The organism is Pseudemcibacter sp. (assembly GCF_965661635.1).
Taxonomy (GTDB): domain Bacteria; phylum Pseudomonadota; class Alphaproteobacteria; order Sphingomonadales; family Emcibacteraceae; genus Pseudemcibacter.
In genome coordinates, this window is the sequence record NZ_CBFIEP010000147.1 from 14,901 (window position 1) to 37,946 (window position 23,046).

21 protein-coding genes are annotated in these 23,046 nt (G+C 41.5%); all 21 read right to left on the reverse strand.

Going from position 1 to position 23,046, the window contains the following annotated elements; all coding sequences use genetic code 11:
* Positions 1 to 9 precede the first annotated feature (9 nt).
* The 21 genes from ACTF6W_RS09850 to ruvC all read right to left on the reverse strand — a co-directional run bounded on the left by ACTF6W_RS09850 (position 10) and on the right by ruvC (position 23,046).
* Complete coding sequence (locus ACTF6W_RS09850) at positions 10 to 1,317, reverse strand: adenylosuccinate synthase (RefSeq protein ID WP_438994369.1); 1,308 nt, start codon at positions 1,315 to 1,317, stop codon at positions 10 to 12.
* Between the two features lie 5 nt (positions 1,318 to 1,322).
* Entirely contained in the window at positions 1,323 to 2,480 is a 1,158-nt protein-coding gene (locus tag ACTF6W_RS09855) for an ATP phosphoribosyltransferase regulatory subunit (RefSeq protein WP_438994370.1), read from the reverse strand.
* A 157-nt stretch (positions 2,481 to 2,637) separates the two neighbouring features.
* Complete coding sequence (gene serA, locus ACTF6W_RS09860; RefSeq protein ID WP_438994371.1) at positions 2,638 to 4,215, reverse strand: phosphoglycerate dehydrogenase; 1,578 nt, start codon at positions 4,213 to 4,215, stop codon at positions 2,638 to 2,640.
* 42 nt (positions 4,216 to 4,257) lie between these two features.
* A complete protein-coding gene (locus ACTF6W_RS09865) occupies positions 4,258 to 5,412 on the reverse strand; it encodes a phosphoserine transaminase (protein WP_438994372.1) in 1,155 nt (384 codons plus the stop codon).
* Between the two features lie 113 nt (positions 5,413 to 5,525).
* On the reverse strand, positions 5,526 to 6,059 hold the full coding sequence (locus ACTF6W_RS09870) for a DUF6702 family protein (protein WP_438994373.1): 534 nt from the start codon (positions 6,057 to 6,059) through the stop codon (positions 5,526 to 5,528).
* The gene (locus ACTF6W_RS09875) at positions 6,059 to 8,491 is read right to left on the reverse strand and encodes a M1 family metallopeptidase (RefSeq protein WP_438994374.1); all 2,433 of its coding nucleotides are present in this window, start codon (positions 8,489 to 8,491) and stop codon (positions 6,059 to 6,061) included. Before ACTF6W_RS09875 ends, ACTF6W_RS09870 begins: the two co-directional genes overlap by 1 nt.
* Positions 8,492 to 8,574: 83 nt before the next feature.
* Positions 8,575 to 9,369, reverse strand: coding sequence for a bifunctional hydroxymethylpyrimidine kinase/phosphomethylpyrimidine kinase (gene thiD, locus ACTF6W_RS09880; RefSeq protein WP_438994375.1), 795 nt, complete (start codon positions 9,367 to 9,369; stop codon positions 8,575 to 8,577).
* A gap of 2 nt (positions 9,370 to 9,371) precedes the next feature.
* Positions 9,372 to 10,727 (reverse strand): phosphoglucosamine mutase, encoded by a 1,356-nt coding sequence (gene glmM, locus ACTF6W_RS09885; RefSeq protein WP_438994400.1) that lies wholly within the window; start codon positions 10,725 to 10,727, stop codon positions 9,372 to 9,374.
* 86 nt (positions 10,728 to 10,813) lie between these two features.
* Positions 10,814 to 11,896, reverse strand: a complete 1,083-nt coding sequence (gene folP, locus ACTF6W_RS09890) for a dihydropteroate synthase (protein WP_438994376.1) — start codon at positions 11,894 to 11,896, stop codon at positions 10,814 to 10,816.
* A gap of 20 nt (positions 11,897 to 11,916) precedes the next feature.
* Positions 11,917 to 13,836, reverse strand: coding sequence for an ATP-dependent zinc metalloprotease FtsH (ftsH, locus tag ACTF6W_RS09895; RefSeq protein WP_438994377.1), 1,920 nt, complete (start codon positions 13,834 to 13,836; stop codon positions 11,917 to 11,919).
* Between the two features lie 147 nt (positions 13,837 to 13,983).
* Complete coding sequence (gene tilS, locus ACTF6W_RS09900; protein ID WP_438994378.1) at positions 13,984 to 15,318, reverse strand: tRNA lysidine(34) synthetase TilS; 1,335 nt, start codon at positions 15,316 to 15,318, stop codon at positions 13,984 to 13,986.
* Positions 15,309 to 16,181 carry a tol-pal system protein YbgF gene (gene ybgF, locus ACTF6W_RS09905; RefSeq protein WP_438994379.1) on the reverse strand — a complete coding sequence of 291 codons (873 nt, stop codon included), beginning with the start codon at positions 16,179 to 16,181 and terminating at the stop codon, positions 15,309 to 15,311. Before ybgF ends, tilS begins: the two co-directional genes overlap by 10 nt.
* A 94-nt stretch (positions 16,182 to 16,275) precedes the next feature.
* A complete protein-coding gene (locus ACTF6W_RS09910; RefSeq protein ID WP_438994380.1) occupies positions 16,276 to 16,791 on the reverse strand; it encodes an OmpA family protein in 516 nt (171 codons plus the stop codon).
* Between the two features lie 189 nt (positions 16,792 to 16,980).
* Complete coding sequence (tolB, locus tag ACTF6W_RS09915) at positions 16,981 to 18,327, reverse strand: Tol-Pal system beta propeller repeat protein TolB (RefSeq protein WP_438994381.1); 1,347 nt, start codon at positions 18,325 to 18,327, stop codon at positions 16,981 to 16,983.
* 32 nt (positions 18,328 to 18,359) lie between these two features.
* Positions 18,360 to 19,178 (reverse strand): hypothetical protein, encoded by an 819-nt coding sequence (locus ACTF6W_RS09920; protein WP_438994382.1) that lies wholly within the window; start codon positions 19,176 to 19,178, stop codon positions 18,360 to 18,362.
* Between the two features lie 21 nt (positions 19,179 to 19,199).
* Positions 19,200 to 19,637: a protein TolR gene (tolR, locus tag ACTF6W_RS09925; protein ID WP_438994383.1), complete on the reverse strand. Its 438-nt coding sequence runs from the start codon at positions 19,635 to 19,637 to the stop codon at positions 19,200 to 19,202.
* 5 nt (positions 19,638 to 19,642) lie between these two features.
* On the reverse strand, positions 19,643 to 20,377 hold the full coding sequence (gene tolQ, locus ACTF6W_RS09930) for a protein TolQ (protein ID WP_438994384.1): 735 nt from the start codon (positions 20,375 to 20,377) through the stop codon (positions 19,643 to 19,645).
* A 23-nt stretch (positions 20,378 to 20,400) separates the two neighbouring features.
* Positions 20,401 to 20,841 (reverse strand): tol-pal system-associated acyl-CoA thioesterase, encoded by a 441-nt coding sequence (gene ybgC / locus ACTF6W_RS09935; RefSeq protein WP_438994385.1) that lies wholly within the window; start codon positions 20,839 to 20,841, stop codon positions 20,401 to 20,403.
* Between the two features lie 2 nt (positions 20,842 to 20,843).
* Positions 20,844 to 21,893 carry a Holliday junction branch migration DNA helicase RuvB gene (ruvB, locus tag ACTF6W_RS09940; protein ID WP_438994386.1) on the reverse strand — a complete coding sequence of 350 codons (1,050 nt, stop codon included), beginning with the start codon at positions 21,891 to 21,893 and terminating at the stop codon, positions 20,844 to 20,846.
* Complete coding sequence (gene ruvA, locus ACTF6W_RS09945; RefSeq protein ID WP_438994387.1) at positions 21,890 to 22,489, reverse strand: Holliday junction branch migration protein RuvA; 600 nt, start codon at positions 22,487 to 22,489, stop codon at positions 21,890 to 21,892. The genes ruvB and ruvA overlap by 4 nt, the downstream gene beginning before the upstream one ends.
* Positions 22,486 to 23,046, reverse strand: coding sequence for a crossover junction endodeoxyribonuclease RuvC (ruvC, locus tag ACTF6W_RS09950; RefSeq protein WP_438994401.1), 561 nt, complete (start codon positions 23,044 to 23,046; stop codon positions 22,486 to 22,488). The genes ruvA and ruvC overlap by 4 nt, the downstream gene beginning before the upstream one ends.

The window sequence follows — 23,046 nt, forward strand, 5'->3', positions numbered from 1 at the left end:
CTATATTAGTTAGCCTTCAAATGGATTTTTAACGAGGATTGTGTCTTCTCGCTCAGGGCTTGTAGAGAGAATAGCCACGGGTGTTTCAATCAACTCTTCAATGCGGCGCACATATTTAATGGCATTTGCAGGAAGATCAACCCAACTTCTTGCTCCAAAGGTGCTCTCGCTCCAACCTTCCATGCTTTCATAGATAGGCGTTACTGTGGCTTGATCATCCGTTGATGCGGGGTAATAATCCAGCTTTTCACCATTTAAATCATAACCAACGCAAATTTTCAGTTCTTCCATGCCATCCAGAACATCAAGCTTTGTAAGTGCAATACCGGTAATCCCTGAAATTTTCATCACTTGTCGCACCATGATGGCGTCAAACCAACCGCAACGGCGACTGCGTCCCGTAACAGTGCCAAACTCATGGCCACGTTCACCTAACCCTTGTCCAACTTCGTCAAATAATTCTGTTGGAAATGGGCCACTGCCCACACGTGTTGTATAGGCTTTCGTAATGCCAAGAATATAATCAAGGCTATTGGCACCCATTCCGGAACCGCCCGCAGCTTGGGAAGCAACAACATTAGAAGACGTCACAAAAGGATACGTACCATGATCAATATCAAGCATGATGCCTTGTGCGCCTTCAAATAGAATTTTTTTACCGTCTTTTCTCGCCTCGTCTAATATTTTCCAACTTGCGCCAACAAGCGGAAGAACATGTTTAGAAACATCCATGATTTGTGCAATTAAATCATCACGGTCAACTTCATCAAATCCTAAGCCTTTACGAAGTGGGTTATGATGTCCAAGAAGAACGTCAACACGTTTTGCAACTGTTTCTTGTGATTTTAGGTCGCATACTCTCAGGGCGCGACGCGCTACTTTATCTTCATAAGCTGGGCCAATTCCACGTCGTGTTGTGCCAATTACAGGGCCTGTTTCACTACGTGCTTTTGCGGCATCTTCACGAATTGCATCAAGTTCACCGTGAAGTGGCAATATAAGTGAGCAGCCTTCAGAAATAAGCAAACTTTCAGCATTAATAGTTACGCCCTGATCGCTTAATTTTTTCATTTCATTAACTAGCGCCCATGGGTCAACCACAACACCATTACCTATCACTGATAGCTTGCCGCCACGAACAATCCCAGAAGGAAGAAGACTTAATTTATAAACTTTTCCATCAATAACAAGTGTATGTCCCGCATTGTGTCCCCCCTGAAATCTTACAACTACATCGGCTCTTTCGCTTAACCAATCTACGATTTTACCTTTTCCTTCATCGCCCCACTGGGACCCTACTACGACAACGTTAGACACAATTATTAACCTTTCGATATTTCGTTTATCTTATTATTTTGCCAAATAAAACCGCATTTCATTCGTTTCGCTTCTGAAATTTCGTCTTTCACATCTTCTAGTCCCAGAATGGTTCTATAACCATCTTTCTGTAAGTCACTTAATAATGTGCGTTCGGTTCCATTTGGAATAAAAATCTTTCTTTCTTGCTCTTCGACAATGATCGCACGCATTAAACTATCAAGGTAAAGTGAAAAACCTGTTGCCAGTTCACCTTCACCGTGTTCTGCATTTACGACATAACGACCGCCACGTCCAAGTTCGCCTCTCACGCCGCCTGCAAAAATACTAAAACTGATACCTGTTTGATATTCAAAACCCGTGTATTCACCGGGATCAATCGTAATTGTTAAATCCGGCGCAATATCTGATAATTTTCCAACAAGTTTAATTAACTCATCACATAGCGCGCTTGCCTCTTCAGGCAATGATAAGTTTGATAAAATTCCGAGAGACTTTTCTGCAGGCCCTGCTGCATTTAAAATTGCTCGACTAATTTCACCAATATCGCCTTCTATATTGGCTAATGCGCCGATGTCTTTTGCGTCAAGCGCGTCTCGAACCTGATTTGATAAATCCGCATCTATTCCAAGGCCGCTTGTAATAGCCGGAACCAATTGCGGCAACGCAAGGTCGACACTTAAATTATCAACACCGACATCACTGAGCGCTTCATAAGCGAGCAAAATTATTTCAACATAAGCTTCCGTTGAATTCGATCCTATAAGTTCAACGCCGGCTTGTTTAAATTGGCGTTCAGGTCTTAATTGTGTTCCTTTAATACGTAATACATCACCCGCATACCCAAGACGAAGTGGTCGAGGGGCGTTACTTAAACGTGATTGTGAAATCCGGGCAACCTGCCCCGTCATATCAGTACGCACGCCCATCATACGCTGCGAAACAGGGTCAAGTACGCGAAACATGTTTCTCGAATGAGCTTTTCCAGGGCCCAAAAGCAAACTTTCTTCAAATTCAACTAATGGCGGCAGGATTAAGTCAAACCCATGAGCAGAAAAGGCTTTCAGCAATTTCTCAACTGCTTTCGTTTCCTTATTAGCTTCACCCACAAGACTGTCATGCAATCCTTCTGGCAGCAGGGCTGTTTCATTCTGTTCTGACATAATTAATTGTCGCTTTAAAATTAGACTCGCTTTTCGTTGTGCTTATATCACCAATATTAATAAAGCCCAACGCCAAAAAGTAGCAAAAACACAAAAAAGGGAGGGTTAATAACCCTCCCTAATCGTAGAAATCGTTTGGATACAGTTTTCTACAATTTTAAAAATTTAAAGCCTTCACACTATGTACCTGGCCAATTTTCTCAATTTCGCCGATGACATCATTAGAAGCATGCTGGTCAACTGCAACGAGTGCAATTGCACGACCACCTTCATTATGACGACCAAGATTAAATGTCGCGATATTTAGACCACCCGTTCCAAGAATTGTTCCAAGAGAACCAATGAACCCTGGCTTATCTTCGTTGGTCGCGAAAATCATATTTTCAGTTAATTCACCCTCAAGTCGAATATCATCAACTTGAACGATACGAGGACGGCGGTCCGCAAAGAGTGTTCCAGCTACTGAGAACTCACCTTTATCGGTAATAACTTTTACAGTCACCAGCGTATTGTAATCGCCTTCGCCTTCAACTTTACTTTCAACAACATTAATATCACGCTCTTTTGCGACACTTAATGCATTGACCATATTTACACTGCTTAAAAGCGGGCGAAGCAAACCTTCTACGACAATCGCCGTAAGAGGACGAACATTAAGTTCCGTTACATCACCTTGATATCCAATATGGATTTCTTTCATTACAGCATCATTTAACTGGCCAACAAAACTGCCTAATTGTCCAACAAGTGACATATAAGGACTTAAACGTTTTGATTCTTCTGCCGTTAAGCTTGGCATGTTAAGTGCATTGGTTACTGCACCATCTAAAAGATAATCGGACATTTGTTCGGCAACTTGAACGGCAACATTAACTTGTGCTTCCGATGTTGATGCACCTAAATGAGGCGTCACTACAACATTATCATTTCCGAAAAGAACGTTTTCTTTAGCAGGCTCAACTTCAAAAACATCAAGCGCAGCGCCAGCAACTTTTCCACTATCAAGTGCGTCTTTAAGGGCCACTTCATCAATAAGACCACCACGCGCGCAGTTAACGATACGCACACCATCTTTCATTTTGGCAAATGCATCCGCATCAAGAATACCACGAGTGCTGTCTGTTAAAGGTGTATGAAGAGAAATAAAATCTGCACGTCCTAAAAGGCCATCAAGTTCAACTTTCTCTACACCAATCTCTTCTGCGCGTTCTTCAGATAGAAATGGATCAAATGCAATTACTTTCATTTTAAGACCTATTGCACGACTAGCGGCAATTGCACCAATATTCCCACATCCAATAATACCCAATATTTTTGATGTTAATTCAACACCCATAAATTTCGACTTTTCCCATTTTCCTTGGTGTGTTGATGCACTTGCTTGTGGGATTTGACGAGCGACTGCAAACATCATCGCTATTGCATGTTCAGCGGTTGTGATGCTGTTACCCATCGGCGTATTCATCACAACTGTACCGTTACTGGTTGCTGCTGGAATATCTACATTATCAACACCGATACCGGCACGACCAACGACTTTCAGGTTTTTTGCTGCCGCTAAAATCTTTGGAGTGACTTTCGTTGCTGAACGAATAGCAAGACCATCATATTCATGAATTTTCGCTTCTAATTCTTCTTTTGTTAAACCAACGATTTCATCAGTTTCAATACCGCGTCGTTCAAAAATTTCTTTGGCGAGCGGGCTCATTTTATCAGAAATAAGTACCTTAACCATAAGGATTACCTTTCATATAAGTGTAAAAATAAATATGTAAAATTAGTTATATTGTGTTTTGACTTCGCCGTAGGCCCAATCTAGCCATGGCGTTAAATCTTTAAGATCAACTGCTTCAATTGTGGAACCTGCCCAAATACGAAGCCCCGCAGGAGCATCTCGATATGCACCAATGTCATAAGCGACACCTTGCTCATCTAAGAGGCTAGCAAGTTTCTTAGCGGCCGCTGCTTTATCTTCATCAGATAGACTTTGAAACCAATCTGCTGATATTTTTAAGCAAACAGACGTATTAGAAACTGTCGCAGGATCTATGGCAAGAAAATCAACCCAATCCGTGTGGTCAACCCATGCTTTAAGCACAGCGAGATTGTCTTCTGAACGTTTGATTAGTCCATTTAATCCGCCGACTTCTTCGCCCCAATTAAGGGTATCAAGGTAGTCTTCAACACAAAGCATTGATGGTGTATTGATAGTTGCGCCTTTAAAGATGCCTTCTATCAGTTTACCATTTTTAGTCATGCGGAAGATTTTCGGAAGTGGCCACGCTGGAGAATAATTTTCCAAGCGCTCGACAGCGCGTGGTGACAAGATAATAATACCATGTGCTCCTTCGCCACCCATTACTTTCTGCCAAGAGAAAGTCGTTACATCAAGCTTTTCCCAAGGAAGATCCATTGCAAAAGCAGCTGATGTCGCATCACAAATGGTTAAGCCAGCACGATTATCCGCAATCCAGTCACCATTTGGAACCTTAACACCTGATGTTGTGCCATTCCATGTGAATACCACATCACGTGCAGGATCAACTTGTGTAAGGTCCGGAAGCTCTCCATATGGTGCTTCAATTTTACGGACATCATTTAATTTCAGCTGCTTCGTTACGTCGGTAATCCAACCTGAGCCAAAACTTTCCCATGCAAGCATATCAACGCCGCGCGTACCTAACAATGACCATAAAGCCATTTCAACGGCGCCTGTATCAGAACCTGGAACAATACCAACACGGTAATCATCCGGCAGGCTAAGTAAAGCATGCGTTTTATCAATTGCGTCTTTTAAACGGGTTTTGCCGACTGCGGCACGATGAGAACGCCCTAATGGCGCTTTTTTTAAATTTTCAATCGTCCATCCCGGGCGTTTCGCGCACGGTCCTGACGAAAACAGCGGTGAAGCTGGCTTCTTTTCTGGTAACATAATGTGTCTCCTATTCCTTCCAGAATAGCTGTACCTCGTTGGGGAGGGATAGCCCACGGCGGAATATAGAGAAACAAAATTAATTGTCAATCAGAAGATTTGTGAATTAAATATTACTGATCAATTGGGTAGTCGCCCGAACGTCCACTAAAGGATATTTGATAGAGTTTACTGTCATATTGAAAAGTATGACTTTTTACTTTACGGCCATGCTTAACATTGACTGTATTGCTTTGTTCTTGGAAGAGATCCATCAAAATTCGATTGGTCAAAATTAAGGTGTCTTGACCTTCAGAAAGGGGCGCTTCTTGAAAGACATAAATATCATTAAAGGTAACTTCAACACCAATCCAATTAAGTGGGATTTGCTCGCCATCAGTGCCATAAATAGCAAAAGATTGAATAATGTAATCTTTAAGAAACGATTCGACTTTTTCATCGGTTAATTCGACAGGCCCACCATTAAATCGCATCAACAAGTCTTCAATATCATGGGTGAAGACACGGTGAGTAATTTCGATGGTGCCTTTATCAGGCTGCATGTCCACTTGACTAAAGGAAGCGTAATAACGGTGTGCGTAACCAATATTGGCTACGCACATCATAGAAAATAGAATTAGAAATTTAGATAAATTTCTGGAAATCACTACTGATATTCTTTCACCAGATCATTAAATTTGCCTTCAGCAGAACGCGCATCATCAGAATCTTTCTTCTCTTTTTCTTTACGGTAATCTTCAACAGATTTAACCTCTGTCAGATTTTCATTTAGCATGTCACGACGGTTTCTTCCTCTTTGTTTTGCAAGATCAAAACGACTTTCAAGAATACGGCGTGGGAAAAAGTTATTGAACATATCAGCATCAGCTGTTTCATACTTCGGATCAAGTGTCACTGAAGCAATTTCTTTATCACTCACAATCATCTTGGTCATGTTTTTATAATTGAGTTTCCATATTTCAGCGGGGAAGCGTTTTTCTTCCTTTGAGCCGTCAGCATATTCAATTTCAAGATAAATCGGCATAATTACGCCACCTATATTTGAGAAATCTAACATATAAATATGACTGTCATCATTTAACAATTCAATTTGCCAATCTTCTAGATCCGCAATTAATTTATTATAATCATTACGTTGCTTATTGGTAACGGTGAACTCGTCATTATCATTATAAAAATCTTTGATACTTGGGAATTCATCAATGCGTTTTGGCAAGTCATCGTTACTGAGATATGATGGATGTCTACGTTTCTCCATTTCTTGACGGCGCTTAAAGGCTTCTTCAATTTCCGGATCTTCGGTATTGATGGTGAAATGACGCACGTTATCAAGCGCAATATCCACATGCTCAGTGGTATAGAACCAACCACGCCAGAACCAATCTAAATCTACACCGCTGGCATCTTCCATCGTACGGAAGAAATCAGATGGCGTAGGGCGTTTGAATTTCCAACGCTGTGCAAATTCACGAAACGCAAAATCAAAGAGTTCTGGCCCCATGATACTTTCACGTAGAATGTTTAAGGCAGTAGATGGCTTCGCATAAGCATTATTTCCTTTTTGAAGTAATGAATCTGCATTGCTCATAATCGGAACCTGATTTGTACTTGTCATATAACCAGTAATATTACGCGGATCAATTCGTCCAAGCGGATAATCATCTTTCCATTCTTGATGAGCAAGGTTTTGAACAAACGTATTTAAACCTTCATCCATCCAAGTCCATTGGCGCTCATCGGAATTTATAATCATTGGGTAATAGTTATGCCCAACTTCATGAATAATTACGCCAATCAATCCGTGCTTTGTGCGACGGCCATATGTACGCGTTCCATCGGGGTGTGTCGTTGGACGGGCACCATTAAAACTGATCATTGGATATTCCATGCCGCCAATAGGGCCATTAACTGAGATAGCCACGGGATATGGATACGTCATCGAATATTTATTATAAACTTGTAATGTGTGCATTACGGCTTGTGTCGAAATATCAGACCAAAGCGGTTGACCAGCCATAGGATAATATGACATCGCCATAACAGTTTCACCGTTTTCTTTCATCTTATAACCCATCGCGTCCCAAATAAATTTACGAGACGAGGCAAAGGCAAAATCGCGGACATTTTCTGCTTTATAATGCCACGTTTTTGTTTCAGAAGCCTTTTCTTTTTCGTTATTCACCGCTTCTTCTGGCGTGACAATAAAAATAGGAACCGATGCAGTGCGCGCTTCGATTAAACGATCGCGCTGATCTTGCGTTAAAACATCAGCTTCATTTTGCAACACACCTGTTGAGGCAACAATATGATCGGCCGGTGCCGTAATAGTCACATCGTAATTTCCAAACTCAAGGGTGAATTCACCACTACCTTGATATTCTTTATTATGCCATCCTTCGTAGTCTGAATAAACGGTCACTCTAGGATACCACTGTGCAATTTCATAAATATAATTGTCATCACGTTCAAAATATTCAGCCGCTTGACGGGACCGTAAAATTTCAGAATCAAGGATGTTATAGGACCAATCAATAGCGAAATCTGTGGCTTGATTTGGACCTAACTCGGTTGGTAAATCAATACGTAAGTTCGAGCCTACAACTGTATATGATAGATCATTTCCGCTTAAATCCTGAAGACGACTTACTTTGAAGCCACCATCGAAATTTCGACGTTCAATATGGCTGCGCATAGCAGAAAAAGACATCCCATCCATATTTGGTGATACTGTTTCACCCGCGATATCCATTGACGTTTTAGGATCAAAACGATTCTGATCCATTTGCAGCCAAATGTATTTCAAGCTATCTGGAGAGTTATTATAATATCTAATGTTTGCAGAACCCGTAACACTTTGATTTTCATCATCAAGAGTTACATCAATTTTATAATCTGCCTGTTGCTGCCAATATTCGTGACCCGGCGCACCTGAAGCTGTACGGTAAGAATTTGGCGTCGGCAAATACTCATTAAGCTGCCTGAACTTATCATTAAGCTGTTCCATGGTTTGCGCATAAGAATTTGTAGAAATCAATGCAAAACCCATTAGACCCAAGATTACGGTTTTGATCTTAAACATAGTAAATTATCCCTCACAATATAGATATATTCATTGTTATAGGGTGATACTATATATTATTACGTGCTTAGTCCAGTATGACTTTAGTCAACCTTCACGAGGTGATTAAGAGGGCCGCAACCACTACCAAACCCGGGCGCATTTTCAAGCGCTTTTTGTACAAAATTATGAGCTCTGCTTACTGCTTCTTCAAGTTTAAGACCTTGAGCAAGTCCTGTCGCAATACCTGATGCGAGTGTACACCCTGTACCATGATTATCTTTACCAGGTACCCTAAGAGCGGAGAATATTTTTTCTGAATTTTGTGTAACCAATAAATCTGTCAAAATATCACCTTTAAGATGCCCCCCTTTAACCAAAACCGCTTCCGGTCCCATCTTTAAAAGAGCATCTGCAGCTTTGCGCATCTCATCCATATTTTTGAGAAAATCTACGCCTGTTAGTTTAGATGCTTCAGCCAAATTTGGTGTTAATAATGTCGTCTTGGGTAGTATTTCACTTACCATCGCTTTTACGCTTAATGGTTTTAAAAGCGTATGTCCGCTCGTGGACATCATCACGGGATCAACCACCATAGGAATATCAGCACCGTATTTTGCAAGAATATCTGAAACACCCTCGATAATTTCAGGTGACATTAACATTCCGGTTTTAATGGCATCAGCACCTATATCACCTAACACCGACAGTATTTGTGCCCGTACAGTATTAGCCGGAACGGGAAACACTTCACTGACCATATTGGTGTCTTGTACAGTAATTGCTGTAATCGCGGACATGGCATATCCACCAAGTGAAGAAATGGTTTTAATATCCGCTTGAATTCCAGCGCCACCGCTAGAATCCGATCCAGCTATTGTTAAAACCTTACCTTTCATGATTATACGCTTCTGATTGTCGCTTCAACGGAAGACACAATGTCAGAAGCAACATTTTCAATCAAAGTATCATTATCACCTTCAACCATCACTCGAATTAATGGCTCCGTGCCCGATTTCCTAATCACAACACGACCATTACCATTAAGTGAATTTTCACCATCACTTATAGCTTGTATTACATGATCATCCGCAAGCGGGTCAGTTGCCTCGTTATACCGCACATTTTTGAGTAGCTGCGGATATGGTTCGAACAATTTAAATAAATTACTGGCCGGACGCCCTTTTTCAACCAAGACAGCCAAGACTTGAAGCGCAGCAACCAAGCCATCACCTGTTGTATTAAAATCGCTTAAAACGATATGACCGGATTGTTCCCCACCAACATTACAACCTAATTTTTGCATAGCTGCGACTACATAACGATCACCAACATTGGTGCGCTCCAATTCCAATCCTAATGACTTCATATGTTTTTCAAGTCCGAGGTTTGACATCAATGTTGCGACCAACGCCCCACCTTCAAGTTTACCTTCTTCGTGCCAATTGGTTGCGATAGTAGCCATTAATTGGTCCCCATCAATGATAAGCCCTGTTTCATCACAGATGATTAAACGATCTGCATCACCATCTAAGGCAATACCAATATCAGCACCTTCTTCAATAACTTTTATGCGCAGAGCTTCAGGCTTCGTGGAACCGAAATTATCATTAATATTGGTACCATTTGGTGTGGCACCAATAACAACAACTTCAGCACCAAGTTCCCATAAAACACTCGGTGCCGTTCTATATGCGGCGCCATTAGCACAATCTAGTACTACTTTTAAACCGTCAAGACGTAAATTTTTTGGAAAAGTATTTTTCGCAAATTCAATATAACGACCAACTGCGTTATGTAATCTTTGGGCGCGGCCTAAATCTTCTGAAGGAACCAAATGCTTGTTATATCCATTGTCCATTCTGCGTTCGAGTTCTTCCTCAATCTCATCAGACAATTTGTTGCCATCTGGGCCAAACAATTTAATTCCGTTATCATAAAAGGGATTATGAGAAGCAGAAAGCATTACGCCCAAATCAGAACGCAAAGACCTTGTTAACATCGCCACAGCGGGTGTCGGCATTGGTCCTAAAAGGACAACGTCCATACCCATGGAAATAAACCCTGATGTTAATGCAGGCTCAAGTAAATAACCGGAAAGACGCGTATCTTTGCCAATAACAACACGGTGTTGATGATCTCCACGTGTGAAATAACGTCCTGCAGCCATACCCACTCTCATGGCTAACTCTGCAGTCATTTTCCCTTCATTCGCTTTTCCGCGAATACCATCAGTTCCAAAATATTTTCTGGTCATATCGTTTCGTTCTTCTCGACATTTATTCAAATATATCTCATTCATAGCAAGAGTATGTTAATAGAAGCTGAATATTAGAAAAAAAATTAACTAGACTGTATATTTTGTAAGACTGTTATCGCTTGTTTGGTTTCTTTTACATCATGAACCCTGATGATATGAACTCCGCGATTAATGCAATGCTGCGCAGCTGAAATAGATCCGTGAATTCTATTTGCAGGAATTTCTTCATTACATATCTTACCGATGAAACTTTTTCTCGACACTCCAATTAACAAGGGAACACCAAGTCCGTGAAATATTGAAATGTGTTTTAATATTTGTAAATTATGTTCAACCGTTTTCCCAAAACCAATACCGGGGTCAACAATTATATTTCTTCTTGAAATACCATTTTTCACACAGTGCTCTATACGTTCCTCTAAATAATCATAAATATCCAAATAAACGCATTGATAATCTGGGTTATCTTGCATTGTTTCGGGCGTTCCTTGTGAATGCATAAGAATAATTGGCACATTTTCCCCACGGACGATATTCACACTATCAACATCATATTCTAAGGCACTGACATCATTTATTATGTGAGCACCCGATTTCATTGCCATTTTCATAACTTCACTGTTTCTACTATCAATTGAAATCGGTATTTTTTTATTTTTTATATTTTTAATCACAGGAATGACGCGGCTTAATTCTTCGTCGATGGTAACGGCTTTTGCCCCCGGTTTTGTAGATTCCCCTCCAATATCAATGATATCTGCACCATCCGAAATCATTGCACTTATTTGATCCATAGCAGAACCAAATTCATTAAATTCACCACCATCCGAAAAACTGTCCGGTGTTACATTGAGGACACCTTGAATAATAGGATTTTTAAAATCGAATTTGAGGCCATTTTTTAATTCTAATGGCTCACGAATACGTTCAATATTTTCAATTAATTTTTGAACTTCTCGTTTATCATTTTCATTTATTTTAGAAAAATAATCATCTAGCTCAGTAACAGAGATAATTTCGTGATGTACCGATTGAGAATTTCTTTTAATTATTTTCAAATGAGAATAATAAGCTTCGCTATTTTGTAATTTGCGAAAATATTTACCAGATGCAGTTAAGCCTCTGGTTATACCCAGAGGCTCAAGATAAATTTTATGTTTGTTCATAATGCCAACCAACGAAATGTTTAACTTTCTGGCACCGGATCAGAACCAATGTTATTGCCTTTATCTTTCGGCTTCTTGGTTGTCGGGACGGAACCAGTCGGTTTGTTTTCCGGCTTATCTTCATCATCAAAATCTTTTTGAATTTCTTTGCCCGCTAATAAATCATTAATTTCATCACCACTTAATGTTTCATATTCAAGCAATCCTTTGCCTAACGTATGCAAATCATCAAGGTTCTTATTCAGAATATCCGTTGCTTTCTGATATGATTCATCGACAAGTCGGCGAATTTCTTCATCAATGATTTTTGCTGTCGCAGAAGACACATTTTGCGTTTGAGATACGGAATGACCCAAGAAAACTTCTTGTTGGTTTTCACCATATTCAAGCGGCCCTAATTTATCGCTCATACCCCATTGAGTAACCATGGCACGAGCCATTTTAGTCGCATATGAAATATCAGACGATGCACCTGATGTTACCTTATCATAACCAAAAATAATTTCCTCAGCTACACGGCCACCCATCGCAACGGCCAAATCTGCATGCATTTTTTCGCGCGATCTTGAAAGCTGATCATGCTCAGGGAGACGCATCACCATACCTAATGCGCGACCACGTGGAATAATAGTGGCTTTATGGATTGGGTCGGATGCTGTACAATGAATCGCAACGAGAGCATGACCCGCTTCATGATAAGCAGTTAGTTTTTTCTCGTCTTCTTGCATGACCATCGAACGACGTTCCGCACCCATCATCACTTTATCTTTTGATTGTTCAAAATCGTCCATTGTAACAACGCGTTTTCCTTTGCGTGCTGCAAGTAATGCTGCTTCATTCACAAGGTTCGCAAGATCAGCGCCAGAGAACCCAGGTGTACCACGTGCTATAACACGTGGCTTAACGTCGGCAGCAAGTGGCACTTTTTTCATATGAACTTTAAGAATTTTTTCACGGCCCAATATATCCGGATTAGAAACGACAACCTGACGGTCAAAACGACCCGGACGCAATAAAGCCGGATCAAGAACATCAGGACGGTTTGTCGCTGCAAGTAAAATAATCCCTTCATTGGCTTCAAAACCGTCCATTTCAACAAGCAATTGGTTTAATGTTTGCTCACGTTCATCGTTACCACCACCTAGGCCAGCACCACGATGGCGACCTACGGCATCAATTTCATCAATGAAAATGATACATGGGGCATTTTGCTTACCCTGTTCAAACATATCGCGCACACGGCTCGCACCGACACCCACAAACATTTCAACAAAGTCAGAACCAGAAATCGTAAAGAATGGCACGTTCGCTTCACCAGCAATCGCACGCGCAAGAAGTGTTTTACCAGTTCCTGGAGGTCCAACGAGTAAAGCACCTTTCGGAATGACTGCACCAAGGCGTTGGTACTTACTAGGGTCCTTAAGAAATTCAACTATTTCTTCAAGTTCTTCTTTGGCTTCTTCGATACCCGCCACATCATCAAAGGTCACACGGCCTGACATTTCATTTAGAAGCTTGGCTTTAGATTTACCAAAACCCATTGCTTTACCGCCACCGCCTTGCATCTGACGCATAAAGAATATCCAAATACCTATTAGAATAATAAATGGCAACCAACCGACCAAGAATGTCATAAACGCACTCGTTTCAATTGGTTTCGCGTTAATATTAACGCCTTTGGCATTCAACTTATCAATTAAGGTCGCATCATTCGGGGCATAAGTTTGGAAAGTTTGACCATTGGCCATTTGGCCCGCAATATTATTTTCCTGTATAGTAACACTTGTAATGTTACCCGCATCAATACCCGCTAAGAACTCAGAATAAGAGATATCTTGTCTGCCGTCGCCGCCTTCTGGCCCCTTAAAGGCACTAAACAAAGCAAGAAGTAAAATTAAAATGATAAGCCAGAATGCGAAATTACGTTTCATATTGTCCACGTATTAAACCTTTATTTTGTTACCTGATATACAATCATCAAAGTTTCATTATCAATAGATAAGAGCAAATGTGCCAGAAACAAGTTGAAAGTTTATCTTTTTTGTCATGATAGCCATTTTTCTATAAAAACAACACTTTTATAGTCTTTAATGCTGAAAAGAAGCTGAAAAAACACCTACTTGAATTTGGTTTTTATCAGCAAATAAAAAATTTGGGAGTATTATTTTTTCATCATTTGTTAAAATGATTGGTAAAGTCTGTAATAACTTATCTCTCAAAACATGACTTTCAAAATTTTTATAGATATCCCCTTTAACTTCTGGATGCTGTTCAAAAAGAGTTGCCTTCATTTCATTTGAAAAGGCAATTACTTTTCCAGAAGTCTCTTTCGAATTAACAATAAACCTATTATCCCATAATAGTTGTTTCTTATCCGTAATGATTTTTTCATCATTAATTGAAACCGCTTCTCGGACAAATATAATCTGTTCTTTTTCATTTTTATATACAATCACGCCACATAAAGTCTGCCCAGAAAAATCAACCTGTTTAAGATTTTCAAATAAAGTGAATAATTTTTGATACCTACCGGGATGTTTTGCGCCGCTTACTTTTTTTAGCAATCGACTTAACAATCTTAAGGCAATTTCTTCATGAAGATTCTGACTGAAATTTCTCGATAATTCAGCATAGCCGAGCGGATGATAATTCACTAACTCCGATTCGGCGTGATCAGTTAATTGATCAAGGAGTGATTTTACGCGTGACATCTTAGTGGCTGTCGCCGTTAATCTTTCACGGTCTAAGCCTTCTATCTGAGTATCATTTAATAATTTACGGATTTTAATTCGCGTGAATGCCTCATTTTCATTACTTGGATCAGTAACCCAAGTCTGTCCCATTTCTTCAAGAGTTTTAAGAAGTCGTTCTTTTCCAATCGATAGAAGCGGTCGATATATCTTAATGGCATCCTTCTCATAACCTTCCACAGGTAATCGAGACACCTTCTCCATCGCAGAAAGACCATCTACACCGCTACCTCTGAAAAGGCGAATAAGAAACGTTTCTGCTTGGTCATCTTTATGATGCGCGACAAAAACATGATCAATTTCCTTTGACTTACACCATTTACTGATAAGGTCATATCGAGCTTTGCGGGCTTTATCTTGAATATTTGAAGTCGGTTTTTCGCCTATCCAGCTGAGTATCTCATGATGGATATTTAACTTTTCCAACCACTTTGAAACATCTTTAGCTTCTTGTTTTGAAGCTTTCCTTAAACCATGGTCAACCGTTACTGCATGAAGTTTTACGTGATTATTAAGGCACCACTGATGAAGCAAGAGTGCAAGCGCCATGCTATCGCCACCGCCAGATACAGCCACCGCAATGTTTTTTGGCTCCCCAATCTCAAGGGGCATCATCAGATCATGAAATTCATCGCCAGAAAGAGGGAGAATATTACCCCCGTCTAACTGCATCCTGCTTTTCTTTCTTCGGTTGGACGTAGGCGGGTGCTCTCTATGCTATTTGGAAAACGAGCACCAAGCTCACGAAATACTTCGCAGGCTTCGGTTTTTTCTCCCAAAAGATTAAGAGACATTCCTACTTTCAAAAGATACGCGGGTGCTTTAGAACTTTCGGGATATTTGCTCATCCCTTCAAGAAAGGTTCGTGTCGCATCAGCATAATTTCCGCGCGCATAATAAGTTTGCCCTAGCCAATATTGCGCATTACCAGAAAGTTCATCTTGAGGGTATTGTTCAAGGAATTCAAGAAAACTAATTTCTGCTTCCACATAATTAGCGTTGGATACAAGGCTATAGGCTTGATCATATTTTTGTTTTGCCGTCGATGCAACAGGAGCCGCTGTGGCTGCGGGTAGAGCTGACCCAGCACCCGTTGAAGGTAATGATGCCATTGGACGGGCACCACTTTCTAATTCTTTAAAGCGAAACTCATTGTCTTTTTCAAGGGTTTCAAGTTTTCGCGTTAAATTAGTGACCTTAAAATTAGCTTCTTCCAATTGCCCTGTCATTTGTCTAATTTGCGTTTCAAGTTCAGAAATTCGAATGTTGATTTCTGCCATCAATGCGCCTTCCGAACCAACAGGAATGTCCGCAGGAGCCGCATTATTCCCGCCGCCATTATCACCGGACCGGAAACGCGTTCCGGGTGTAAAAACACGTCGCTGTATCGCGTTAAGTTGTTTTTCAATTGCATTTAATCTTTGGCTCGTCGATTGTGCTGAAGATCCCATAGTCGACATTATTAATAATACCAATGATAATAATAAACAGATACCAGTCATCATTATGTTATGAGAATTAAACAAACTTTTCATCGTATTTTATGCTCCAAATATTTCTTGGGATCTTTAAAAAAAATGCCCGTGTGACAGTGTTAGTCGCACGGGCATTTTAAAATTAACTGTAAAATTAATTTACGCGAGTGTATCCGCGACGGTTTCTGTCGTTGTTTGTACCAATTGGACGTTCTTTACCGTAGCTCACTGTGCGGATGCGTGAAGCACTAACACCCATAGCTACAAGATAATTTTTAACGGCATTAGCACGACGATCACCAAGAGCAATATTGTATTCACGTGTACCGCGCTCATCACAATGCCCTTCGACTACAATACTCTTGTTGTTGCTTTTCATCCAGTTTGCTTGTGCTTGAAGAATGTTACGTGCTGACGCGTCAACATCATAACGATCAAAAGCGAAATAAACTGTTGATCCGTCCATACCGCCCATAATCTGATCAAGTTCTTCTTGTGAACCAGGAGCTGGACCTGTTTGAACTGGCTCCATAGGAGCTGGTGCAGGTGCTGGCTGAGCTTCAACAGGAGCTTCTGTCATTGCTTCGTCATTTGTATTCGCACAAGCACTCAAAAATAGTGCTGCCCCGACCATAATTAAAAATTTTGCATAAAATTTATTTTTTAGCATTTAGTGATCCTTCACATATATTTATGTATTTTCTTATTTTTCCTAAAACTTCTGTCATTTCCCCACAAGAATTGACATGCGCAATTAATCATATTTTCCCACGGCCCATATAATCTATCGTGACTATAAACGTAGATTCGTTAAGAATCAAGCGAGTATAAGGGTATAAGACGATTATTTATTTCTTCTTTATCTTGAATTCAACAACGGTGACCACGCAGGGTCTGATCCATCAAGAGGTGTTATAATCTGTCTTTCGTTATATCCAGTGAGGTCAATGGACCATAATTGGGTCTCACCACCGCCACCACGGTTATCATATGGGTACTTTTTATAATACATCAAAACACGGCCATTTGGTGACCACGTTGGCCCTTCTTCGAAGTAACTTTCGGTTAAAATCCGCTCTCCGGTGCCATCGGGACGCATTACGCCTATGAAAAATTTACCCCCTAATTGCTTGGTAAAGGCAATCAAATCACCGCGCGGCGACCAAACTGGCGTTGCATAACGTCCTTCACCAAAACTAATGCGCTTCACATTTGCGCCATCACTATCCATGACATATATTTGCTGAGATCCCCCACGGTCCGAATTAAATACTATTTGACGTCCAAACGGTGAAAAACTTGGCGACGTGTCAATTGCCGAATGGGTCGTTAATCGTTGAATCCGCCTTGTGCTTAATTCCATCGCAAAAATATCGGAATTTCCACGTTCCGCTTTTGACATAATCACTTTTTTGCCGTCCGGCGAAAATCTTGGCGCAAAAGTCATACCGTCAAATTCACCCAACATTTCCGATCTACCCGTATCAATGTTAAACAGATAAACGCGCGGTGTATCATTATAATAAGAAAGATACGTGATTTCCTGAGAGGACGGTGAAAAACGTGGGCTCAATATCATATATGAACCATCCGTTAAAAACTTATGATTATGACCGTCTTGGTCCATAATTGCCAAACGGCGGATACGATCAAGATAAGGACCGCTTTCTGAAATATAAACAATCCGAGTATCAAAATAACCATCTTCACCCGTTAAACGCTTATAAATTGCATCTGAGATTAAATGCGCTATTCGGCGCCAATTATTTGGCGCTGTGAAATAACGAAGACCCGTCATTTGTGAGCCTGCGAGTACATCCCACAGTCTAAACTCCACTCTTACACGGCCATCTTCTTCTAGTACGGCCGATCCTGTAACCAAGGCTTGCGCACCAATAGCGCGCCAATTGGCAAATTGTGGCGCTGTGCTTGCTGCACCAGAATTAATAAACGCGCGTTGATCAATCGGTGCAAATAAGCCTGATCTTTCGAGATCCGCTGTGACCACTTGCGCTATATTCGCGCCAATATCGCGGACCGATCCACTCGATGTCATTGCCGCTTCGCTGCCTTCAAAATTCGCAAGCGCAATAGGCATTGGCTGAACATTCCCGCGGGTAATATCAATTTCAATTACCGCATGGGCGGAAATTGTGCCTGCAATAATCCCAATGAGGGCAATTAATAAAATTTTCAAGTGTGTCACACTGTTTCTCCAGTCGTTAAACTAATTATACTTTATGATATCATACCGGATGGATCAAAATTCATTTTAATCTCCCGCCATTGGTCATGTAAATTCTGTGGTAATTCTAAATCACTATAAGGCGCGCACATGCGAACTGCACGAAGTGCGCTATCCGCTGCCACTTTTAAAGGGCCACTCATCCGACTATAATCATCTGCAGTGGGTGGTCTTGCCAAATCACCATCTGGTGTTAATTGCATATAAACGGTTACTTTTAATGTCCCCGCCTCCAAGGCACCGGCCGGTGGGTTCCAACATTGATCTTGTATCTTCTTTTGTATCGCCGCACTGATAGACATCGTTTGGCGACGTACATCCAATGAAGTCATTTGTTGTTCTTGCTGTCCGTATTTTTCCGCCAAACGCTCTGTCGCCGATTGGCTTTCCGGAATTTTATTAAGGAGCGCGGCTATTCTGTCACTGCTGAAACGGCTTGGCGGTTTTGGTCGTGATCTTGGGGCCACACTTGGTGCTTCTGCGCGCTGAACAGGTTTTGGTTTAGGCTTCGCTGCTGGCTTCTCTTTTGGTTGATCAAGCAGCGGCATCGTCGACGCCATTTTCGGTGGTGGTGGCGGTAAGGCCGCAGCTACACGCTCAGGCCTTTTTTCCGGCGGTTTTGGTTTTTCTTTTGTTGGTTCAGGTAATTTTGCAATTTCGACTGTTTTTGTCACTTCGGCAATATCAACCATTTCAACGGGAATAATTTGCATCTCCATATCGCGTGGTGTGTCAAACCACGGAATGCCGAATGTGGCTGCTAAAAATAGCCCCACATGCGATACTCCTGATATAATTAATGCGTTTTTCAATTTATTCTCTATACTTTCATTTTATCTTGCCGGGTCCGTCACCATGGCAACACGGGAAAATCCGTTGCCATTCAACAACCCCATCACTTCCATCACACGGCCATAACTAACACCTTGGTCACCGTGAACATAAATTCTGTCCTCTTTACGGTTTTCAAAAATCACCGTAATGCGGGCTACGAGCTGTTGAAGCTCAACTTCTTCATCTTGAAGATAAATACGCCCTTCTTCATCGATAGTGATCGATAGCGGCGTATTATTTTCTGGCAAGTTGTTAGCCTGACTATTCGGAAGGTCAATAGGAACGCCAACGGTTAATAATGGTGCTGTCACCATAAAAACAACAAGCAGCACCAACATCACATCAACAAAAGGCGTTACGTTAATCTCACTCATTTGTTGATGGCGTTTTGAAAATCCGGTGCGGTGACCGCCGCCTTTATTTCCATGCATTTGCATAAATGCTACTCCTCATCCATTTGACGTGACAAGATGGTGCCAAATTCTTCAGCGAAACCCTCTAGACGGTTGGCATATCGCCCTAAATCATTGGATAATACGTTATATGCAACAACCGCAGGGATCGCAGCAACTAGTCCCATGGCTGTCGCTGCCAGCGCTTCTGCAATACCCGGTGCCACAACGGCCAGTGACGAATTATTTGAAGATGCGATTGATTGAAAGCTGTTCATGATACCCCACACGGTACCAAACAGTCCAACAAACGGTGCCGTTGAGCCAACAGTGGCCAGCACACCAAGGTAATGTTCAAGCCGTTCCATTTCACGGCTAACCGTCACTTGCATAACACGATAAATACGTTCTTGTGCACCCATAGCAATTTTACCGGTAAGCGTGGTTGTTGATCGTTGCCATTCACGCATAGCAGAAACAAATAACATCGCAAGTGGGTGATCAGGGTTATGACGGGTGCGTTCATAAAGATCTTCAAGGCTGTTGCCGGACCAAAATTCGACTTCAAATTCATCTGCTTTTTCACGTACAGCGCGAAGACGCTTATATTTATCATAGATAATCGCCCAGCACCAAACCGATGCGCCGAGTAACATAATCATTACAGCCTGCACAATAAAATCAGCTTGCGCAAACATGCCGAAAAATGAAAAATCGGGTGCCGTACCACCTAAATCTAAAGCTTCAACTGCGGCTACTGCACTTGCTTCTAATTCTTCTTCCATTTCCGTTCCCTAAAATTCAATAATTATACGTTTAATTTTTCTTTTATGTTTTGCGGTAATCTTTTGGTTTTACCATTCTCACCGATTGCCGCTATTTTTATCATTCCTGTGACCAATATATGATCATTTTTTGTTACATCCTGCTTTATTATCAAGCTGGCGCCACCTAATTTTATAATCTCGCTCTTAATAACAAGATGATCATCAAATCTCGCGGGACTATTGAAATCAATTTCAGAGCGCTTTACTACAAAACTGACATCTTCAGGGTTGTTATAATCCAACATCTCCGCCTGATCAATACCAAGATCCCTTAACATTTCAGAACGTGCACGTTCCATAAATTTCAAATAGTTGGCGTAGTAAACCACGCCCCCAATATCCGTATCTTCATAATAAACCCGGACATTAAAATTATGTATTTTTCCATTCATAGAACCAGAATGTGGCAAAATTTCAGTCATTATTACTTTTTTGCCTCTTCACTTAATAATTCTAGCTGCGAAGTATCAAAATTCTTAGGCGCTTTTAGCCCAATATGCTCAAATGCATGTGCGGATAACATCCGGCCTCGCGGCGTGCGTTGCACCAATCCTTTTTGCATTAAATATGGTTCGATAATGTCTTCGATGGCGTCCCTAGGCTCACTTAATGCCGCCGCCAAAGTTTCGATACCAACTGGACCGCCCCCATAGCTTTCACCGATGCACCGTAAATACTTATGATCCATCGCGTCCAATCCTTGTGCATCAACTTCCAATCTTCTAAGCGCGCTATCTGCACTTTCCGCTGTGACAGCATCACCGCCATCTACTAAAGCGAAATCGGCTACACGTCTTAATAGACGTCCAGCGATGCGGGGAGTACCGCGCGCTCTTCTTGCAATTTCTAAGGCACCGTCTTCTGTCATTTCAACCCCTAATACGCGAGCCGCGCGACTTACAATTTTTTTCAAATCTTCCGGTTCATAAAAATTTAAGCGTGTCGGAATACCAAATCGATCACGTAAAGGCGTAGTTAGCAGTCCTGATCTCGTCGTCGCCCCTACAAGTGTAAATTGCGGTAAATCAATACGGACAGAGCGAGCCGCTGGCCCCTCACCGATTATTAGGTCAAGATGAAAATCTTCCATCGCCGGGTAGAGAATTTCTTCTACAGCTGGGTTAAGGCGATGGATTTCATCAATAAAAAGAATGTCATTTTCTTCTAAGTTTGTAAGAAGCGCAGCGAGATCACCAGATTTAGAAATAACCGGCCCCGCTGTCGCGCGAAAATTCACACCTAATTCACGCGCCATAATTTGGGCAAGTGTCGTTTTTCCAAGCCCCGGAGGTCCAAAAAAAAGAACATGATCAAGAGCTTTTCCACGTGCCTTTGCCGCCTCAATAAATACTTTTAAATTATCACAAGCTTTACGCTGTCCAATAAATTCGCTCAACGTCGCAGGTCGAATTGAGGCATCAAAATCACCATGCAACTCACCACCACTGATTAATCGGTCTTGCTCATCGCTCATTTTGCAAGCTCCTTAAGACCAAGACGTATAAGCGTCTGCACATTGTCATCGGCGCCTTCATTTAGAGCTTTATTGACGACCGTAAAAGCCTCCGCTTGTTTATAGCCAAGGTTTGTCAGTGCTGATACGGCGTCTCCCAGGGATGACGCTCTTGCCGGTTTGCCGCTCTCCACCTTCATAGGAGCAAGTGCAAATTTCGCCACTTTATCTTTCAGTTCAGTCACAATTCGAGTGGCAAGCTTTGGTCCGATGCCGCTGGTTTGCCCTACAACTGTCTTATCCTGTGCCGCAATAGAATTTGAAAGTTCATCCGGATTAACGGTAGAGAGAATAGCAAGTGCTACTTTTGCACCAACACCTTGCACGGTTTGTAATAATCTAAACCAATCCCGTTCAAGCTCAGTTGCAAAACCAAATAAATGGAAATGATCTTCACGGATATGTGTTTCAATAAATAAGGCTGTTTCTTCCCCTAAACCATTTAATTTATCAAGGGTCCTAGACGAGCAAAAAACATGATAGCCAACACCATTAACATCAATGATACACCAGTCTTCACCGAAACTATCTAGTAATCCTCTTAATTTCGCAATCATGCCTTTGCACCCTTCATAATGATTTGAGCGCCACTTCCTTTAAGTCCACTATTGCCGATGGCTTCACTCAATCGCCCATGCGCGCCACCACTATGGGCATGACATATTGCCACGGCGAGCGCATCACCCGCATCTTCACCGTTAATTTTCACACTGGGTAATAAAATTCCGAGCATGGCCGTGACTTGCTCTTTCCCAGCGTGGCCGGATCCGACAACTGACTTTTTAATATGATTTGGTGAATATTCAGAAACGGGCAATCCCGCCATTGCCGGAACAAGTAGCGAAATACCGCGCGCCTGACCAAGTTTTAATGTTGAATTAGGGTTTTTATTCACAAATGTTTCCTCGACAGCAGCAGAAACGGGCTCCCAATCGGAAATAACTTGGCTTAGTCCATCATAAAGTTGCACCAATCGCTCGGCCAACGATAAAGAATTGTCTGTTTTAATTATACCATTAGCGACATGACTTAAACGTGAGCCTTGCACATCTATAATGCCCCAGCCTGTTTTACGCAGACCAGGGTCAAAACCCACAAGACGTTGTCCTTTTAT

What these genes read in the sequence shown, in the direction of transcription:
- ACTF6W_RS09855 (WP_438994370.1), bottom strand. Translation starts at nt 2,480, where the DNA reads ATGTCAGAACAGAATGAAACAGCCCTGCTGCCAGAAGGATTGCATGAC.
- serA (WP_438994371.1), bottom strand. Translation starts at nt 4,215, where the DNA reads ATGGTTAAGGTACTTATTTCTGATAAAATGAGCCCGCTCGCCAAAGAA.
- ACTF6W_RS09865 (WP_438994372.1), bottom strand. Translation starts at nt 5,412, where the DNA reads ATGTTACCAGAAAAGAAGCCAGCTTCACCGCTGTTTTCGTCAGGACCG.
- ACTF6W_RS09875 (WP_438994374.1), bottom strand. Translation starts at nt 8,491, where the DNA reads ATGTTTAAGATCAAAACCGTAATCTTGGGTCTAATGGGTTTTGCATTG.
- thiD (WP_438994375.1), bottom strand. Translation starts at nt 9,369, where the DNA reads ATGAAAGGTAAGGTTTTAACAATAGCTGGATCGGATTCTAGCGGTGGC.
- glmM (WP_438994400.1), bottom strand. Translation starts at nt 10,727, where the DNA reads ATGACCAGAAAATATTTTGGAACTGATGGTATTCGCGGAAAAGCGAAT.
- folP (WP_438994376.1), bottom strand. Translation starts at nt 11,896, where the DNA reads ATGAACAAACATAAAATTTATCTTGAGCCTCTGGGTATAACCAGAGGC.
- tilS (WP_438994378.1), bottom strand. Translation starts at nt 15,318, where the DNA reads ATGCAGTTAGACGGGGGTAATATTCTCCCTCTTTCTGGCGATGAATTT.
- ybgF (WP_438994379.1), bottom strand. Translation starts at nt 16,181, where the DNA reads ATGAAAAGTTTGTTTAATTCTCATAACATAATGATGACTGGTATCTGT.
- ACTF6W_RS09910 (WP_438994380.1), bottom strand. Translation starts at nt 16,791, where the DNA reads ATGCTAAAAAATAAATTTTATGCAAAATTTTTAATTATGGTCGGGGCA.
- tolR (WP_438994383.1), bottom strand. Translation starts at nt 19,637, where the DNA reads ATGCAAATGCATGGAAATAAAGGCGGCGGTCACCGCACCGGATTTTCA.
- tolQ (WP_438994384.1), bottom strand. Translation starts at nt 20,377, where the DNA reads ATGGAAGAAGAATTAGAAGCAAGTGCAGTAGCCGCAGTTGAAGCTTTA.
- ybgC (WP_438994385.1), bottom strand. Translation starts at nt 20,841, where the DNA reads ATGACTGAAATTTTGCCACATTCTGGTTCTATGAATGGAAAAATACAT.
- ruvB (WP_438994386.1), bottom strand. Translation starts at nt 21,893, where the DNA reads ATGAGCGATGAGCAAGACCGATTAATCAGTGGTGGTGAGTTGCATGGT.
- ruvA (WP_438994387.1), bottom strand. Translation starts at nt 22,489, where the DNA reads ATGATTGCGAAATTAAGAGGATTACTAGATAGTTTCGGTGAAGACTGG.